A 15,938-nucleotide genomic window follows, 5' to 3' on the forward strand; every position below is an offset into this window, starting at 1 on the left:
ACATCAATATATGGAGTATTTTATGGCACGTAGACCAAGAAGAAATCATTCAAATGATTTTAAAGCTAAGGTAGCACTTGCTGCGATTAAAGCAGAAAAAACACTTGCTGAATTGAGTGCTGAGTTTGATGTTCATCAAAACCAAATTATTGACTGGAAAAATCAATTGATCTCAGCTTCCTCGCAAGCTTTCGATCAATCAAAAGCTCCAACAGAACCACCCATCGATCTAAAAAAACTACATGCAAAAATCGGTGAGCAGGCATTAGAAATTGATTTTTTAGAAGGTGTGTTGAAGAAACTGGGCCGCTTCAACCACAAAAGTTAATCGACGACTCACTTCAGATTTCAGTATCTAAGCAAGCTAAGCTGCTGAAAGTCTCCCGTGGTTGTTATTACTATCGCCCAAAACCTGTGAGTGCATCAGATCTGAAGCTGATGCGATGTATTGATGAATTACATATGCAATATCCTTTTGCAGGCAGTCGTATGATGCGTGATTTGTTGAATCGTCAAGGACATCATATAGGACGACGTCATACACGTACTTTAATGAAGAAAATGGGTATTCAGGCGTTATATTGCAAACCAAATTTAAGCCAGGCTAATCAAGCTCACCGTAAATATCCATATCTGCTCAAAGGGTTGGCTATTCAGCGCAGTAATCAAGTGTGGTCTACGGATATAACGTATATCCCTATGGCAAAAGGCTTTGTTTATTTATGTGCTGTGATTGATTGGCATAGCCGCAAGGTACTTGCGCATAGGGTATCGATTAGTATGGAGGTGGATTTTTGTATTTCGGCTTTAAATGAAGCGATTGAAAAATATGGTCGACCTGAAATATTTAATACAGACCAAGGCAGCCAGTTTACCAGTGATGCATTTATTGATGTATTGAAATCAAATGGCATTCAAATCAGTATGGATGGTAAAGGTCGATGGGTAGATAATGTGATGGTTGAACGATTATGGCGGAGCGTTAAATATGAAGAGGTGTATCTCAAAGCTTATAGCAGTGTCACAGATGCGAAAAAGCAATTAAGTGCATATTTTGAGTTTTATAATTTGAAACGACCTCATTCGAGTCTAGACAAAATGACACCAAATGAGTTTTACTATGATCAGCTACCCCAACAAAACAAGGTGGCTTAACTAGAGCGGAATATCACTTATAAATACGCTTTTAGTTGTTCAAACAAGTGGGACCACCTCTAAATGATTAACCAAAAAGCGATCCTTGAATATAAAATTAGTAGCGAAGAAGATTTTCTCAAGCTCTTTACTAAGTACCTTCTTGAAGAGTCAGATAAATTCAAAAAAACCGGGGTTCAAACTCGTATCGAGAAAGTTTATATCCATAATGATACGGCAATGTCGAAAACGGTATTTGGTGATGATGATAATTTCACTAAGTTCTGCACTATGACATACAAAGATTTTATTAATCGCTTATCACAAATAGCATTTATCAAACCCTCTACATTGCACAAGGCTTTTATGTCAGTACAAGAGACAATCAATATTTCTGAGTATCTGAATATACAGACGATTAGAAAAATTAAGTCTGGCTTTAGTAAGTTCTTGTTGTATAACTCATTTACAAAATTTGGGCTTGGGTACAATTTGATATCTAATAGTATACACCCAACTAAATTTACAGATGAAAATGGTCAACCTCATGAAGAGGTTCCAGCAAGTGATCTAGGCATTCATTTAGATCATTCCTTAGCACCTTTAGATAGTTATCTATTTGAAGATGTATTTTACGATTCAGAATTGGAAAAATTAAACATTACAGATGGTGAGATTGAGTCCGTATCTGTTTTTACTAAAATTCCTAAAAACTCAATTAAAATCCCTGTATCAGGTGGCTATACCTATTCACCTGATTTTGCTTATGTAATTAAAACAAGCAAAGGTGATTACTTGAATTTCATTATTGAAACAAAAAATGTTGATGGAAAAGATAGCCTTAGAAAAGAAGAGGAGCGCAAGATAGAACATGCTAAAGAGCTCTTTAACAAGATTAGTAAAGAAGTCAAAGTAGAGTTTAAAACTCAATTCGCTGATGACGTAATCTATGACCTTATAAAGAAAGCTATTGCCAGTTAAAATTACGTATAGAGGGGGTAACCCCTCTATAAGCTAAAAAAGATCGAAAAATCAATACTTAATAACATGAGAAATAAAGTTTTTTTTATAAGGGTATTTATATGGGGCAATTAGAAGAGTTTAAAATAGGGAAGAGTTTGATAACTAAGCTGTCATTTGATGATCATGAACATTCGGCAGACTCGGTTTTTAAATCATGGTTGAACTCTAATTTTCTTTTTATTGAAGAAAATCAAACAGTCGGAATTAAAGGACTTAGACCACCACAATTAGGTGGAATTTTTGCTGCACTTGGCTATGAAAGATCTGATGAAAAAAATGCAGCAACAATTGTTATGCCAACAGGTACAGGGAAAACTGAAACAATTCTATCGATTGTTGTAGCAGGAAAGTTTAAAAAAACTCTTGTTATTGTTCCATCTGATGCATTACGAGAGCAGACCAAAACGAAGTTCGTTCAACTTGGTTTATTAAGAGATTTAGGTTTAGTTACAAAGGATATTCTTAATCCTGTAGTTTCGACCATTAAGCATGGGGTTACTGATAAGGAAGAACTATCTAAAATCTTAAATACTAATGTTTTAATAGCATCTGCGGCGTCACTATCAAAATTTTCAAAGGAATTTTTTGATAAGCTTACTAGTGAATGTACACATTTAATAGTTGACGAAGCTCATCATGTAACTGCTTCTACTTGGGCAAGGATTAAATCACAATTTAGAGATAAATCTGTATTTCAATTTACAGCCACTCCATTCCGAAGTGATGGTTCAAGGGTAGAAGGAAAAATAATATTCAATTACCCTTTAAAACGGGCACAAGAGGAAGGATATTTCAAACCTATCATATTTCATCCTGTACGAGAATTTGTTGAAGAAAAGTCTGATGAGGCGATAGCTAAGCAAGCTATATTGTTATTAAGAGAAGATTTAGAAAATGGGTTAGATCACATAGTTATGGCTAGAGCTTCATCTATGAAGCGAGCCAAAGATATCTTCAATATATATTCGAAAGAAAAAGATCTTAATCCTGTATTAATAGATAGTAAAACTAAGAAAAAAGCAGAAGTTCTTAAAGCAATTAGAAAGAGAGAACATAAGATCATCGTATGTGTGAATATGCTTGGAGAGGGATTCGATCTTCCTCAGCTGAAAATTTCAGCCATTCATGATCCTCATAAAAGTATCAATGTAATGCTTCAATTTACGGGTAGGTTTACAAGAACAACTAAGAATGTTGGTGATGCCAAGTTTATTGCAAATATTGCCAACCCTAATGTCAATGAAAGTTTGGAAGAACTTTATAAAGAAGATTCAGACTGGAATACAGTAATTAGTAGTATTAGCTCTAGAAAGATTAAAAATGAAAAAGAATATCAAGCATTTCGAGAGGAGTTTTCTGAACCTAGTAAATTATTAGATTTGGGATTAACTCCGAGTATAAGTACTACTATTTATAAAATGAAGTCTGCTAAATGGAAGCCAGAGAAGTTTAGTGAGTTTGGGAATAAACAGTTTCAGATCGTAGATTCAGTAATTAATGACGAGCAGGATACATTAGTTTTTTCTGTTAAATCTTATCTACCTGTAGGTTGGACAAGTTCCAAAGAGCTTTTCGATGAGTCATGGGACTTATATATTGCTTTTTATGATAAGGATACAGATTTACTTTTTATCCATTCCTCTTCGAAAGATGGATTGGTTAAAAGATTAATGCAAATAATCGCGGAAGATGCTGTACAGGTCAAAGGTGAATATATATTTAGAGCGTTAGCTCATTTAAAAAGATTAAAGCTTCAAAACGTTGGTCTTAATAAAAAAAAGAAGGGGCTACGTTATTCCATGCATACAGGAACAGAAATTAATGATCAAATACCTGACATAGAGGCAAATAGAGCAACTAAATCGAATATTTTTGGTAAAGGGTATGAAAATGGTCAGCTTGTAAGTATTGGCTGTTCATATAAAGGTAAAATTTGGGCAATGGATAGTGATTCTTTAGACCAGTGGGTAGCATGGTGCAAAGGAGTGGGTACTAAAATACTAGACGATACTATTAATACAAATGATGTTATGAAAACAGCCATGCAAACTGAAGGGTTGGAAGAGTTTCCAAATATTCAGGTACTTGCTGTTGAATGGCCAATAGAAATTCTTAGAAAAAATGAATCGAAAATAATTGTTAAAACGACTAAATGGGAAGAATCATTAATAAATTGTGAGCTAATTTTTAGTGATGAGCAGAATTTAGATCTGAAAGAGCTTGAGTTCTGTTTAAGAACACAATATGGACTTAGTAAAATTTCCATGAGGATTAAAAGTCGTGGAGAAGTAGTCTTCCATTCAGAAGATAGTCTGGAGATCAAAATAGGCGAACAATTATATTCAATTGCTGAGTTCTTTGAGGAAAATTCTCCGACGCTCTTTTTGAGAGATACTTCAATAATCGATGGTGGTTTTAGATATTACCCTAATGATAATTATGCTTACAAATATGACATTAATAATGCAGAAGACTGGGACTGGCAGGGTGTTGATATATCCGTTGAATCACAAACAGAAAGTAAGCTAAAGCATTCAATTCAATATTCTACGATTAACAAAGCTATGAATGACTATGATTTTATTTTTGATGATGATGGCGCAGGTGAAATTGCTGATATCGTCGCAATAAAGAATATTGATGATAATAAGCTAATCATAGACTTATTCCATTGTAAATATTGTTCTAAAAAAGATGGAGTAGCTAAACCAGGTGCGAGAATTGATGATGTATATCAAGTTGTAGGGCAAGCAGAAAAAAGTGTTAAGTGGTTTGCAGATAAAGAAAGATTAATTTTGCGTTTAATGGAAAGAGAGCGAGATCGTTTGAGCCAAGGTAAAGCTTCTAGAATCGATAAAGGTAAGTTCGAGGACTTAATCAACTTAGCAAAAATTGCAAGGTATGCTGACTTTCAGCTAGGTATTGCTATTGTGCAACCTGCAATTTCCAAAAAGAAAATTTCTGATGATCAATTGACTGTGATTGGTGCTACCGCTGCATATATAAATGAAATTAGTGGTGTAAAACTGCGAGTAATAATTAATAAATAATATTTTTTAGCTTTATTATTTTGTAATTATTAAAGTATTGAATGGTGACAAAAAGAAAAATTTGTCACCACTTATACAAGTTATCTATGGACAATCTTAATTTGGTTTGGATAGCTTATATTTTATAGCTTACAACTATGTCACTAGTATTTAATGTTACGGGTGATGCGGAACGGGCGGGTTTTTATCTTCAGGTATGGAATACTTTCTGGAACTCAATCCAAATGCAGTTATGCGAGCTTTTGGTCAGGAGTTAAATCCTGAGTCTTATGCCATCTGTAAAGCAGACATGCTGATTAAAGGTCAGGATGTCAGCCGGATTAAACTCGGCAATACACTATCCAATGACCAGTTAATAAACGATAAATTTGACTACATGCTATCCAATCCGCCTTTTGGTGTGGACTGGAAAAAGATTGAAGTTGAGATTAAAGATGAACATCAACTAAAAGGCTTTGATGGGCGTTTTGGTGCAGGCTTGCCACGTGTATCGGATGGCTCTTTACTGTTCCTGATGCACCTGATCAGCAAAATGCGTAATCGTGACCAAGCTAATGATCAAGGCAGCCGGATCGGTATTATCCTGAATGGTTCACCGTTGTTTACAGGTAGTGCCGGCAGCGGAGAAAGTGAAATCCGTCGTTATATTCTAGAAGCGGATTTGCTTGAAGCGATTATCGCATTGCCAAATGACATGTTCTATAACACCGGTATTGCCACCTATATTTGGGTACTGAGTAATAAAAAAGACCCGATCCGCAAAGGTAAAGTACAGCTTATTGATGGTAGTCATCTGTACAGTAAGATGCGTAAGTCTCTCGGCTCTAAGCGTAACGAGATGAGCGAAGATGATATCAAGACCATTATCCGCAGTTTTGGTGACTTTGAAGTGATGGACGCACGCACACTGGATAAACCTGCAGATGTGGCAAACATTGATTTTAAGCAGATGGAATCCAATCTTTGCAAATATTCCCGTTGAAAGCCTGATCTATCAAAATCAAAAAGCCTATTATAAGGCATTGCAGGCAAGTACAGATCGTACCGATTCAGCACCATTTATTGAATTTATTCTGCAGATGATTTTAGATGCAATCCTTAGTTCAAATGAGACCGCTCAAGATAGCGATCATGTCACCGCTCAAGATGACGTCCAAGCTAGCGATCATGTACAGCGTTTAATTTCTTCATTGGGGCAAGGCGATTATACCTTAGTTGAGCTGATGCAATTGCTAGGCTTAACTCATCGAGCAACGTTTCAAAAAAATTATCTAAATCCAGCAATCGAAGCAGGCTTGATTGAACGTACTATTCCCGATAAGCCGAAAAGCCCGAAACAAAAATATCGATTGAAAAAAAATAAATAACAAAATTACACCAAATTTACGCCGTGTTGTTTTTAATTTAGATTAAGTTATTGAATTTATTTTATTATATTTTTTTGTTTGTCCAATCCATCATAGGTGCGACTGAAATACGTGGCTGCAATGCTGAAATGGCGGACATAATTAAAAACCGTAGAACACTGAAATTGGGAAGATACAACAAGGTTGCGGATTATACGTGCTTTCCATTAAAACTGACACCCTGCATCCGAAACACAACACGACAGCACGTTTGACCTGTTCATGCAGTCTTCAGAGATTTTAAATATTTTAACTGAATGAAAACAATAGACTGGGTGAGATATATCAGTACTGATGCCCGATGAATATTACTGTGAACTATGACTTTGTGTTGATTGAATGAAAGTTTAAAGCAGGTTATGGTGATTTTATAAAAATATTAAAGATATTCGAGAGGGATACAATGCTTGTGCTGGAAGAGATATTTAAGGACAGAAAACATGAAAATACAGATCAGTTTAATCTCAGAATCCATAGGGGGTTGAGCTGGCTGAAAAAAGCCATAGATCTGGATCAGGATATTGACCTGAAATTTATCACTTTATGGATTTCATTTAACGCTGTATATGCGCAGGAAACAACTGCCGTTCAGGATAAACAGATTCTCCGGCAGTTTATTGATAAAATCTGCCATGCTGATCATGAACATAAAATTTATAAGATCATCTGGGAAAAATACAGCCAGCCTGTCCGTCTGTTTATGCAAAATCCTTATGCATTTCAGGAGTTCTGGGATTTTCAGAATCAGAAAATCAGTAAGTCTGAATGGAAAGAAGATTTTGAATCAGAAAAAAACAGAGCCAGTCAGGCGCTTGAAAACAAAAACACGCCTGAAACGCTCATGATGCTGTTCAGTCGTTTGTCTACCTTAAGAACTCAGCTTATACATGGTGGTGCAACACATAACAGTACGGTTAACCGTAAGCAGCTGTACGATGGCTGTCATTTGTTATCGGCACTGATTTCAGCATTTCTTTTCCTGTTGCTTGAAAATGCAGCAATACTGGATCAGGGAAAACCTTTTTATCCTGTGGTGCAGATGTCATGAAAATATACAGTGCAGAGACAGCATCAGGCTGTCTCTGCACTGTACTGAAATTAAGCAGTCTGTTGTTTGGATTGATGTAAGGTATCCAACAGTGCAAACAGTGCTGAACCTGTGACCAGTAAAAGCCCGACCAGACAGGTCATGCTCCATCCTCCATGATGCCATGCATACACACCCAGTGCAGAACCACAGGCACCACCAATAAAATAGGCAGTCATATAAATGGAGTTGATCCGTGATTTTGCATCAGGGCGCAGTCGGAAAATAATATTCTGATTGCTGCTGTGTACGATTGCCAGTCCAAAGCTGATGATTCCATATCCAAGTACATAGCTGATCAGTGACTGACCGCCGAAATAAAGGAATATCCAGCTGACTGCGAGTACAGCGACTCCTGCCCAGGTCAGTATTTTTGTATAACCACGGTCTGCTATTTTACCAATATATGCTGTGGACAGTGCACCAAATACACCAATCAGGGTAGCAACACCGACCATCACATCAGGAAGTTTAAAAGGTTCAGAGGTTAACAGTACAGCAATGGTTGAAAACAGAATACTCATGGCTGCAAAAGCAAAACCACCTGTCATGGAGCGATAGATCAGACGGGGTTCTTCCCTTAACAGTACTCCCATGGATCTGAAAATAGAGGGATAGCTCATTTTCATCAGTGGTACCTGAGGCAACCGTGATTTCAGCATGAAAGCCAGAATCAGCATCAGTACAGAGCTGAGTATATAGATCAGTTTCCAGCTGAACAGATCTGACAGTAATCCTGCCAGACTGGTGGACAGCAGTAAGCCCACCAGTAATCCACTCATTAGAAAACCTACAACTTCACCAGTTTTTTCAGGTTTAACAGCCATCGTTGCAAGTGGAATCAGTACCTGAGCAGCCACTGAAAACAGACCAGCAATGACTGTTCCGAGCCACAGCATCGGCAGATTGACTGCAAATGCACAGATCAGCAGACCAATGGCAGCCAGAAACATCAGCAGGGGAATAAAACGGGTTTTATTGACAATATCCCCAACGGGAACAATGAATAATAAACCCAGGGCATAAGAAACCTGTGCGAAAGTTACGGTCAGGGCAACCTGAGATTCAGGAACGTCAAAATATTGCTGTATGGAATGAACCAGTGGCTGACAGTAGTAGTTGGCTCCAGCACAAAGCCCGCAGGCAATTGCCATGAGCCACAGCAAGGCTCTGTCCTGACTGATATCGAGAGGAGAATTCATGTGAAAAACACCTTATTGTTCTGTTATTTACAATAGGCGGTTGCTTCAATTTCTATCAGCATACCTGGTATGGCAAGACACGGAACAGGAATAAGGGTACAGGCGGGAAAATCATGATGTTTCCAGCGTTTCTGCATTTCCTGAATTAAAAACTGATGTTTTTTAGGGCTGTGATCAACCACTAAAACTCTTAACACAGCGATATCCATCAGATCAGCCTGAACATGTTGCAGAGCATTTATCAGATTCTGAAAAGCCTGCTCACATTGTTGAGAAAAATCTTTGGATAATAGTCCTCGTTGGTTTTCACCACCTTGTCCTGAGATGTGAAGTAAACGTGAAAAGTGTTTAACTTCTGCGATGTGACTATACGCAAAAGGGCGTGGATTATAAAGCGTATTGGGGTTCATCAGTCTGAAACATGGTGTATGAATTGTTATTTCCGCATTCATCCTCTTTCCTGCACACATTTTGTTATAGTGCTCAGTATCAAAGCTCAGGTTAACTTGAGGTCAAGGTGGAAAAGATTGAAAAAACAGCTGAAGAACATCGGATTCATCAATGGCTGAGTATTGGTGAGCTTGCTGCACGCAGTGAAGTCAGTGTGCCTGCCATCCGTTTTTATGAAGAAAAACAACTGATATGGAGTACAAGGACTGCGGGGAATCAACGCCGTTACCATCGGGCAATGCTCCGCCGTGTTGCAATCGTCAGAGTGGCTCAACAGGTGGGAATCAGCCTGGCACAGGTGGCGGAAGCATTTTCAGCACTGCCACGCAACGATATGGCAACACAGCAGGACTGGAAAAATATGTCCCTTGCCTGGCAGGGAATGCTGGATGCACGGATTACAGGTCTCTTACAGCTCAGGCAACAGCTGGATAAATGTATAGGCTGTGGTTGTCTGTCACTTACACAATGTCCTTTACGAAATCCAGGGGATTGTCTCGCTGAAGAATCTGCAGGAGCACATTTTCAGGAACTGTTACTGAAAATGGAGGCTGACAGAGCATGGATTGAAACGGAAAATGTGCAAGCAGATATCCTGTAGATTTCATGAATAATGCCGGGCTGCATTATTCATGAACAGTCATGTATTTCAGGACAGTCTTTTTTTGGACAGGGTGATCATCAGTACTCCAATAATATTCAGAATACATCCAAACCACTGTAATGAATTCAGATGCTCACCCAGAAAGGCAACGGCAAGCAGAATGGTCAGCACAGGGCCAATTGAACCGATCATGGCGGACTGTGCAGCGCCAAGACGGGAAATACTCTGGGCAATCAGGACTGTAGGAAGTACAGTCACCAGCAGACCCAGCGCCAGTCCATACCACAGAACTGTTGGGGGGAGCTGGGACAGCAGTGCGACAGGCTGTGGTGTTACGATCATAAAATGAGTCAGTGTGCCAATACAGGCGATACTGAGTGCAAGTCCCGTATAGTTCCATGAGCCAAATTTCTGAATCAGTCGTGGTGTCAGCAACAGATAAGATGCAAAACACACGGCACTGGCAAACACCAGGCTGACACCTAACCAGAAGTTTCCTTCATGTGGCACCGTACTTTGTTCCTGAAGCATCACAATGACTGTCCCGCCATAACTGAGTGCTATGGCCAGTATACTTTTCAGACTCAGTTTCTGTTTCAGAATAAAACTGGTGGCGATTACTGTCAGGGTCGGATAAAGAAACAGGATAATCCGCTCCAGTGAGGCACTGATATACATCAGGCCTGTAAAATCCAGCCAGCTTGAAAAATAATAACCGATCAGACCTGCCAGAATCAGCAGCAACCAGTCTCTGGCAGCAATCTGCCTGTTTCTGTGACGGTTGATCCAGCAGATCAGCAGGAAAAAAGGCAGGGCACTGCCCATTCTTAAAGCCATGAGTACAGTGCCGTCCACTAAAGGCGACATGGCATAAGTCTGTTTGATAAATATTGCTTTGGTACTGAACAGGAATGCTGCACTGAGTGCAAACAGGGAACCCAGCTGAGTACTGCTCAAAGAAAACTTCATATCTGATCGGTCGGTTCAGGCATATTGAACATTCAGTATAAATTCCAGTTCATGGGAATAGAAATGCAAAAAAAGAATCAGTGAAGGCAATAAATGGAATGAGTACAGTTAAAAAATGCACAGTTTTTCAGCATTTTCTCTCTATATTTACTTTAAAGGACTGTCTGAACATACAGAAGAAATTGGTACAGGCTTCAGATGTAACAAAGGGGTGGGATTTTTGACATACTTATGCGTTGTTTTGGTGCGTTTTTAGGCATGGATACATGTCTGACCTTTATGAATATCAATTGTCAAAATGGCAAATAAAAAAAGTTTAAAATATTTTTTTCCTGTTTTGTACTTAAGGCGTATAAGAAACAGTTACTGCATTTAAGTACTTTTTTTTATTAATTAAATTAAAAAATGGAATGATAGCTGACTCGTAAAACTGACAGAAGTTAATGAATATTCAGCCAATCTTTGTACAGCTTATTTCACTGTAAATTGTCAGAAAAGCTAATTTATCAGTGATAAAAGGCTGAGTGTGTTGTTTTAGCTGCAAAATTGAGATGCGATAAAAATGTGAATAATGCGTTGAATCTGGTCTGAAAAGTCAAACGACAGGAATGTTATGTTCTGGGGTGGAACTGGAATGATCAGGGGGGCAGCAGAAATGTTGACAGGAATGGCTGGGATTTGATTGAAAGGTAAAAAATAACCTGTCATAAAATCAAGGCAGAATGAATATAGGATATATCGTACGATTATTTTTATGAATCATCAGTTCAAAATATGGGTATTTATTAAATAAATATTGGGTAGTATTTTATAAAAGTTCAATTAGAATCCAAAAATTCATAAGAACGCATCCTGGGGGAAACATCGGTTATCCACGATGTTTACTTGAAGAAAAATTTAGCTTGAGGAACGCTCATGCAGATTGGAATCCCAAAAGAATCTGTCGTCGGTGAAAGCCGAGTAGCCGCTACGCCAGAAACTGTAAAAAAGTTAATCAGTGCTGGTCATAGTATTGTTATTGAACGTGGAGCAGGCGTTAGAGCTGCTTACATTGACAGTGCCTATGAGCAGGTTGGTGCAAAAATTACCGACGATGCCTATACCGGCAGTCAGATTATTCTGAAAGTTCGTGCACCTCAGGGTGATGAAATTCAAAAACTTGCACCAGAAACGACTGTGGTTGCAATGTTTGACCCATACCGTAATACGGAACTGGACAAGTTTGCTGCACAGCAGGTCAATGCTTTTGCACTTGAGCTGCTACCGCGTACGCTATCCCGCGCACAGAACATGGACGTCCTGTCTTCACAGGCGAACCTTGCAGGTTATAAGTCTGTTCTGCTTGCGGCTGCTGAGTACCAGCGTATGTTCCCGATGCTGATGACGGCAGCGGGTACGGTGAAACCAGCCCGTATTGTGATTATGGGTGTGGGTGTTGCAGGTTTACAGGCGATTGCAACGGCGAAACGTCTGGGTGCTGTGGTTGAAGCAACAGATTTACGTCCTACTGCACGTGATCAGGTGGAATCCCTGGGCGGTAAGTGGCTGGATGTGCCGATGTCTGATGAAGAAAAACAGAAAGCTGCAGATGCTGCTAAAAACGGTTATGGCTGGATGCCGGGTGAAGAGTATATCCGTGATCAGGCGATTATCGTAGATAAAGCAGTTTCCAATGCTGACATCGTGATTACGACAGCTTTGTTACCAGGTCGTGATGCACCGCGTTTAATCAAAGCTGAAACAGTTGCCAAAATGAAGCCAGGTTCAATCATTCTTGATATGGCGGTTGAAAGTGGCGGTAACGTGGAAGGCTCTAAAAACGGTGAAAATGTTGTCACAGACAATGGTGTTACGATTTTAGGTATTCCGAATATTCCTTCTACCGTATCGACAGAAGCTTCTGCACTGTATGCACGTAACGTTTTTAATTTCGTTGAAACTTTATTTGATCAGGATAAGAATTTTAAACTGAATCAGGAAGATGAAATTCAAAAAGCTCTTTTAGTGACTCATGGCGGCCAGGTGCTGCTGAAACGTGGTTAAGGAGATTAATCATGGTTGAAACTATTACGATTTTCGTCCTGGCCATTTTCGTGGGTTACTACGTGGTCTGGGGTGTAACACCAGCTTTACATACACCGTTAATGGCGGTAACCAATGCACTGTCATCCATTATTATTGTGGGTGCGATGATTCAGACTGTCGGTATTCCAGGTATTGTGGATGCAAATGTACAGTTCCAGCAGATCAATGTTGTCAGTGTACTGGGTGCAGTTGCTGTATTCCTTGCAAGTATCAATATTTTTGGTGGTTTCGCGGTGACTGCGCGTATGCTTGAAATGTTCAAGCCAAAGCAAAAGAAAAAAGAGGGCTGATCCATGGAATTCATTAAAGAATATGCGGATTGGTTCTACCTGGTAGGTGCAGTCCTTTTTATCCTGACTTTACGTGGTCTTTCGGGTCCTAAAACAGCAATTCAGGGTAACCGTTACGGTATGATCGCCATGGCGATTGCTGTCATCACAACATTCTTTGTTGCTGACCATCCGGTGGTCTGGATGATCGGTGGTGCGATGGTACTGGGTGCGGTTGTGGGTATTGCCCGTGCGCGTACAGTTCCAATGACACAGATGCCTGAAACAGTTGCACTGATGCACTCATTGGTTGGTCTGGCAGCGGTACTGATTGCAATTGCTGCGATTCTGCACAATAACCAGCTGACTGCACTGTTCGCACAGAATGAAGCAGCTTTAACCGCAGCAGGTGTTCAGCATGCGCACATGAGCAAAGTTCATCTGTTTGAACTGTTCGTGGGCTGTTTTGTGGGTGCGATCACGTTCACAGCTTCTGTATTTGCGTACGGTAAACTGGCTGCGAAAAAATGGGCGAAAACGATTTCAGGTGCATGGGTTAAACCTGTACAGGCAATCATCTTCATTGCCATGCTGGCATGTGGTATCTGCTTCTTTACGACAGGTAATATGCAGGCATTCTGGGCAATGACAGCACTTGCACTTGCATTTGGCTGGGTATGGATTGCACCGGTTGGTGGTGGTGATATGCCTGTTGTGGTATCGCTTCTGAACTCATTCTCTGGCTGGGCTGCTGCAGGTATTGGTTTCACACTTGAAAACAACATGCTGATTGTTGCAGGTTCGCTGGTAGGTTCATCGGGTGCGATTCTGTCTTACATTATGTGTAAAGCAATGAACCGTTCGATCATCAACGTACTGTTTGGTGGTGCGATGGGTGGTGCAGCAGTTGCAGCATCTGATAATGGTGAAAAAGCTCAGCGTAACCACCGTTCAGGTTCAGCAGATGATGCAGGCTTCCTGATGTCAAATGCAGACAGCGTTGTGATCGTACCTGGTTATGGTATGGCACAGGGTCGTGCACAGAATGCAGTAAAAGAGCTGTGTGAAATCTTAAAAGAGCAGGGTGTAAAAGTCCGCTTTGCGATCCACCCGGTTGCTGGTCGTATGCCTGGTCATATGAACGTACTTCTTGCTGAAGCAGATGTTGCTTATGAAGACATTCTGGAAATGGATGAGATCAACTCAGATTTCCCTGCAACAGATGTTGTGCTTGTTATTGGTGCAAATGACGTTGTGAACCCAGCGGCAAAAGATGACCCAAGTTCACCAATCTATGGCATGCCAATCCTTGAAGCACATAAAGCACGTACCATTATGGTGATCAAACGCTCTATGGCAACAGGTTATGCAGGTCTGGACAATGATCTGTTCTATAACGAAAAAACAATGATGATCTTTGGTGATGCGAAGAAAGTTGTGGAAGACATGACGAAGGCCATTAATGGCGGCGGTCACTGAGTATCGACTCTTGGAAGTCCTTCTTTCATAAAGAAGGACTTTGAGAGATTTAAACCACCTTCGGGTGGTTTTTTTATGCATTCATATTCTGTTTCATCATGGCGGTCAGAGTTATTTGAGTCATACAAAGAAAGCTGAGTTTTTAAATAAATCTTCAGTACGCAGGACTGCGCTACTTATAAATTAACTGTAGATGAATAACTGGCACTGAATTTGCAAACCATGAGCTATTCTTTGGGGATAGTTCATGAAAAATATAAAGTATTTATTGATTTTAATGGCGCTGACAGTTTTACCTGTTTCCGCTATTGCGGCTGAGAATATACAGGACATCCGGATATCGCTGGACAGTATATGGGTGGTGATAGGTGGGATTCTTGTCTTTTTTATGCAGGCAGGTTTTGCGCTGGTCGAAAGTGGCTCTGTTCGCAGTAAAAATACTATTAATGTCCTGATGAAAAATTATATGGACGCCTGTCTGGGCGGACTGGTCTTCTGGCTGGTGGGTTTCGGTCTGATGTTTGGTGTCAATGCTTCAGGATGGATCGGCACGAGCCATTTTGCACCGGATGAACTCGATGACTGGTACTGGAATTTACTGTTTTTTCAGATCATGTTTGCCGCAACAGCTACCACCATAGCCAGTGGGGCGATGGCTGAGCGTATTCACTTCGTGGCCTATGTGGTCAGTGCCATTGTGGTCAGTGGAGTGATTTATCCAGTTTTTGGTAGCTGGGCATGGGGCAGTATTTTTGATGGTGAAGGCTGGTTGAAAGCGAAAGGTTTTATTGATTTTGCGGGTTCAACAGTTGTGCACTCCATAGGTGGATGGGTTGCACTGGCAGGTATACTGGTACTGGGACCACGACTGGGTCGCTTTGGGCGTAATGGTCAGAGCCATTATCTGGCGGGTCATAATTTACCGCTGGTTGCACTGGGTGGTTTTATTCTGTGGCTGGCATGGTTTGGTTTTAATGCGGCTTCGACCATCCGTGCAGATGTCAGCGTAGGCAGAATTGCACTGAATACCCATCTTTCCGCCTGTGCAGCAGCAGCGACTTATATGCTGTATGCATTGATCCGTTCCAGAGCAATTTTAATGCGCACCACAATTAATGCATCTTTGGGTGGGCTGGTCGCTATTACGGCAGGATGCGCCACAATGACGCCTGGGCAGAGT

11 protein-coding genes and 3 pseudogenes are annotated in these 15,938 nt (G+C 40.3%); 11 read left to right on the forward strand and 3 right to left on the reverse strand.

The window, feature by feature from the left end; genetic code table 11:
• The first annotated feature begins 22 nt into the window (after window positions 1-22).
• From CDG60_RS03565 to CDG60_RS03590, 6 genes and pseudogenes are all read left to right on the forward strand, one after another.
• Window positions 23-1,155, forward strand: a protein-coding gene (locus CDG60_RS03565; protein WP_223155595.1) for an IS3-like element ISAba14 family transposase whose coding sequence is annotated in 2 segments (ribosomal slippage) — window positions 23-275 and window positions 275-1,155 — 1,134 coding nt in all. Because the reading frame shifts where the segments join, the coding sequence is not laid out codon by codon here.
• Between the two features lie 63 nt (window positions 1,156-1,218).
• Window positions 1,219-2,115 (forward strand): restriction endonuclease, encoded by an 897-nt coding sequence (locus CDG60_RS03570; RefSeq protein ID WP_264757132.1) that lies wholly within the window; start codon window positions 1,219-1,221, stop codon window positions 2,113-2,115.
• A 101-nt stretch (window positions 2,116-2,216) separates the two neighbouring features.
• A complete protein-coding gene (locus CDG60_RS03575; protein ID WP_087514378.1) occupies window positions 2,217-5,207 on the forward strand; it encodes a DEAD/DEAH box helicase in 2,991 nt (996 codons plus the stop codon).
• A gap of 169 nt (window positions 5,208-5,376) precedes the next feature.
• A pseudogene (locus tag CDG60_RS03580) lies at window positions 5,377-6,120 on the forward strand (HsdM family class I SAM-dependent methyltransferase); the annotation flags it as partial.
• Window positions 6,121-6,127: 7 nt separating this feature from the next.
• A pseudogene (locus tag CDG60_RS03585) lies at window positions 6,128-6,574 on the forward strand (Fic family protein); the annotation flags it as partial.
• Between the two features lie 442 nt (window positions 6,575-7,016).
• On the forward strand, window positions 7,017-7,661 hold the full coding sequence (locus CDG60_RS03590) for a HEPN domain-containing protein (protein ID WP_087514379.1): 645 nt from the start codon (window positions 7,017-7,019) through the stop codon (window positions 7,659-7,661).
• A gap of 50 nt (window positions 7,662-7,711) precedes the next feature.
• Here CDG60_RS03590 and CDG60_RS03595 read toward each other — a convergent pair whose 3' ends face one another.
• Both CDG60_RS03595 and CDG60_RS03600 read right to left on the reverse strand, forming a co-directional pair.
• Window positions 7,712-8,902, reverse strand: a complete 1,191-nt coding sequence (locus tag CDG60_RS03595) for an MFS transporter (RefSeq protein ID WP_087514380.1) — start codon at window positions 8,900-8,902, stop codon at window positions 7,712-7,714.
• Between the two features lie 23 nt (window positions 8,903-8,925).
• Window positions 8,926-9,354: a RidA family protein gene (locus CDG60_RS03600; RefSeq protein WP_087514381.1), complete on the reverse strand. Its 429-nt coding sequence runs from the start codon at window positions 9,352-9,354 to the stop codon at window positions 8,926-8,928.
• Window positions 9,355-9,419: 65 nt separating this feature from the next.
• Between CDG60_RS03600 and soxR the strand changes: the two genes are divergently transcribed.
• A complete protein-coding gene (soxR, locus tag CDG60_RS03605; RefSeq protein ID WP_319922612.1) occupies window positions 9,420-9,953 on the forward strand; it encodes a redox-sensitive transcriptional activator SoxR in 534 nt (177 codons plus the stop codon).
• Between the two features lie 48 nt (window positions 9,954-10,001).
• Here the strand turns inward: soxR and CDG60_RS03610 are convergent, their stop codons facing one another.
• Window positions 10,002-10,925: a DMT family transporter gene (locus CDG60_RS03610; protein ID WP_087514382.1), complete on the reverse strand. Its 924-nt coding sequence runs from the start codon at window positions 10,923-10,925 to the stop codon at window positions 10,002-10,004.
• Between the two features lie 915 nt (window positions 10,926-11,840).
• Between CDG60_RS03610 and CDG60_RS03620 the strand changes: the two genes are divergently transcribed.
• The 4 genes and pseudogenes from CDG60_RS03620 to CDG60_RS03635 all read left to right on the forward strand — a co-directional run.
• Window positions 11,841-12,968 (forward strand): Re/Si-specific NAD(P)(+) transhydrogenase subunit alpha, encoded by a 1,128-nt coding sequence (locus CDG60_RS03620; protein ID WP_087514383.1) that lies wholly within the window; start codon window positions 11,841-11,843, stop codon window positions 12,966-12,968.
• Window positions 12,969-12,979: 11 nt separating this feature from the next.
• Window positions 12,980-13,300, forward strand: coding sequence for a proton-translocating transhydrogenase family protein (locus tag CDG60_RS03625; RefSeq protein ID WP_087514384.1), 321 nt, complete (start codon window positions 12,980-12,982; stop codon window positions 13,298-13,300).
• A gap of 3 nt (window positions 13,301-13,303) precedes the next feature.
• Window positions 13,304-14,758: an NAD(P)(+) transhydrogenase (Re/Si-specific) subunit beta gene (locus CDG60_RS03630; RefSeq protein WP_087514385.1), complete on the forward strand. Its 1,455-nt coding sequence runs from the start codon at window positions 13,304-13,306 to the stop codon at window positions 14,756-14,758.
• A gap of 277 nt (window positions 14,759-15,035) precedes the next feature.
• Window positions 15,036-15,929: pseudogene (locus CDG60_RS03635) on the forward strand (ammonium transporter); the annotation flags it as partial.
• Window positions 15,930-15,938: the final 9 nt, after the last annotated feature.

It is taken from the genome of Acinetobacter chinensis (assembly GCF_002165375.2).
Classification (GTDB): Bacteria; Pseudomonadota; Gammaproteobacteria; order Pseudomonadales; family Moraxellaceae; genus Acinetobacter; species Acinetobacter chinensis.

Bases quoted from the DNA above. Each gene is read 5' to 3' on its own strand.
- CDG60_RS03570 (WP_264757132.1), top strand. From the start codon at position 1,219: ATGATTAACCAAAAAGCGATCCTTGAATATAAAATTAGTAGCGAAGAA.
- CDG60_RS03575 (WP_087514378.1), top strand. From the start codon at position 2,217: ATGGGGCAATTAGAAGAGTTTAAAATAGGGAAGAGTTTGATAACTAAG.
- CDG60_RS03590 (WP_087514379.1), top strand. From the start codon at position 7,017: ATGCTTGTGCTGGAAGAGATATTTAAGGACAGAAAACATGAAAATACA.
- CDG60_RS03595 (WP_087514380.1), bottom strand. From the start codon at position 8,902: ATGAATTCTCCTCTCGATATCAGTCAGGACAGAGCCTTGCTGTGGCTC.
- CDG60_RS03600 (WP_087514381.1), bottom strand. From the start codon at position 9,354: ATGAATGCGGAAATAACAATTCATACACCATGTTTCAGACTGATGAAC.
- CDG60_RS03610 (WP_087514382.1), bottom strand. From the start codon at position 10,925: ATGAAGTTTTCTTTGAGCAGTACTCAGCTGGGTTCCCTGTTTGCACTC.
- CDG60_RS03620 (WP_087514383.1), top strand. From the start codon at position 11,841: ATGCAGATTGGAATCCCAAAAGAATCTGTCGTCGGTGAAAGCCGAGTA.
- CDG60_RS03625 (WP_087514384.1), top strand. From the start codon at position 12,980: ATGGTTGAAACTATTACGATTTTCGTCCTGGCCATTTTCGTGGGTTAC.
- CDG60_RS03630 (WP_087514385.1), top strand. From the start codon at position 13,304: ATGGAATTCATTAAAGAATATGCGGATTGGTTCTACCTGGTAGGTGCA.